The organism is cf. Phormidesmis sp. LEGE 11477, assembly GCF_015207105.1.
GTDB lineage: Bacteria > Cyanobacteriota > Cyanobacteriia > Phormidesmidales > Phormidesmidaceae > Phormidesmis.
The window spans coordinates 1-2030 of sequence record NZ_JADEXO010000246.1; the positions used below are offsets into that span (position 1 = coordinate 1).

Annotated in this window: 1 protein-coding gene and 1 pseudogene; both read right to left on the reverse strand. The window is 51.7% G+C overall.

Features of this window, described 5'->3' with window-relative positions:
- Positions 1–302 precede the first annotated feature (302 nt).
- On the reverse strand, positions 303–1688 hold the full coding sequence (gene psbC, locus IQ256_RS29010; protein WP_193859148.1) for a photosystem II reaction center protein CP43: 1386 nt from the start codon (positions 1686–1688) through the stop codon (positions 303–305).
- Positions 1672–2030: pseudogene (locus tag IQ256_RS29015) on the reverse strand (photosystem II D2 protein (photosystem q(a) protein)); the annotation flags it as partial. The gene psbC and the pseudogene IQ256_RS29015, both read right to left, overlap by 17 nt.

The window sequence follows — 2030 nt, forward strand, 5'->3', positions numbered from 1 at the left end:
GTATTGGCCAGTGGATTTGGCACGGAGAAGATAGTAGGGGGTGTTGATCATCGTGGGGTAAATGGCAGTATGACTAAAAGTTTATAGCCTCCCCACACCCCTCGAAAGGGATAAAACTGGTGGGATTATTAAGACTCTGCTTTGGGTATTCAGCGGGTGAGGACCGTCGCCGATTCAACGCTCAACAGAAGTGGCTGAGGGAATGTTCAAACAGACAATAAGAAAGCCTCCGTCGTGATGACGGAGGCTTTCTTGCTTAACTCTTAACTACCGCTAGCTAGTTGCTCGAAAGCATTAGCTAATTAATCAAGGTCGGGCATAGACAATACAGGCTCTGCTTCACGGTTCAAACCACGCTCAAAGCCGCCTTCAGCAGCCCTTGCACGGCCTGCATGCCACAGGTGACCCACTAGGAAGAAGAAGGACATGACAAAGTGGAAGGAGGCTAGCCACTGTCGGGGGTTCACGAAGTTAACAGAGTTAACCTCGGTAATGATGCCACCTACGGAGTTGATGGAAGCGTTGGGTGCGTGAGTCATGTACTCAGCCGCACGGCGAACCTGCCATGGCTGGATATCGTTCTTGAGTTTATCAAGATCGAGTCCGTTGGTACCACGCAGAGGAGCGAGCCAAGGACCGTCAAAGTCCCAGAAGCGCATAGTCTCACCACCAAAAATGATCTCTCCAGTTGGAGAGCGCATGAGGTACTTACCTAAACCAGTTGGGCCTTGGGCAGAACCAATATTGGCACCTAGGCGCTGGTCACGGACCAAGAAGGTCATGGCCTGAGCCTGTGAGGCTTCGGCATTAGTTGGGCCGTAGAACTCACTGGGGTAAGCAGTGTTATTGAACCAGACGTAACAGGAGCAGATAAAGGCCATCAGAGACACCGCGCCAATGGAGTAGGAAAGGTACGCCTCACCGTTCCAAATCAGCGCGCGCCTAGCCCAACCAAACGGCTTGGTCAAAATGTGGAACACACCACCAGAGATACAAATCAGACCAACCCAAATATGGCCGCCAATGATATCTTCCATGTTGTTAACGCCAACAATCCAACCTTCGCCGCCGAATGGAGACGTCGTCAGATAGCCGAAGATAACCGCCGGGTTGAGGGTCGGGTTTGTGATCACGCGAACATCACCACCGCCTGGAGCCCAAGTGTCATAAACACCGCCTAAGAAGCAGGCTTTGATCACCAGGAGAAAGGCACCTAAACCAAGCAGGATCAGGTGATAGCCGATGATATTAGTCATTTGGTTTTTGTCTTTCCAGTCTTGGCTAAAGAAGCTGGAATATTCTTCTAGCGTTTCAGGGCCACGCAGGGCGTGATACACACCACCTAGACCAAGAACAGCAGAAGACACTAGGTGAAGTACACCCACTACAAAGTAGGGGAATAGGTTGATAACTTCACCGCCAGGGCCAACACCCCAGCCCAAAGTGGCGAGGTGAGGTAGCAGAATACAGCCCTGCTCATACATGGGCTTTTCAGGGATGTAGTGAGAGACTTCAAACAAAGTCATCGCACCCGTCCACAATACGATTAGGCCGGCGTGGGCAACATGTGCGCCCAATAGTTTACCGGACAGGTCAATTAGGCGGGCGTTACCAGACCACCAGGCATAGCCAGTGGAAGGCTGGTCGCGGCCACCGCCGACGAAGCTGTTATTAGAGAGCGTTACCACGGGGGAGTACCTCTTCAGGGAATACAAATTTCTCATGCGGCTGGTCCTGAGGACTTAGCCACGCACGAATACCTTCATTCAACAAAATGTTCTTCGTGTAGAACGTCTCAAACTCTGGGTCTTCGGCTGCCCGAATCTCCTGCGATACGAAGTCATACGCTCGCAAGTTCAACGCCAAGCCGACAATACCAATCGAACTCATCCATAGCCCCGTTACTGGAACGAACAGCATGAAGAAGTGCAGCCAGCGCTTGTTGCTGAACGCAATACCGAAGATCTGCGACCAGAATCGGTTCGCCGTTACCATCGAATACGTCTCTTCTGACTGAGTCGGCTCAAACG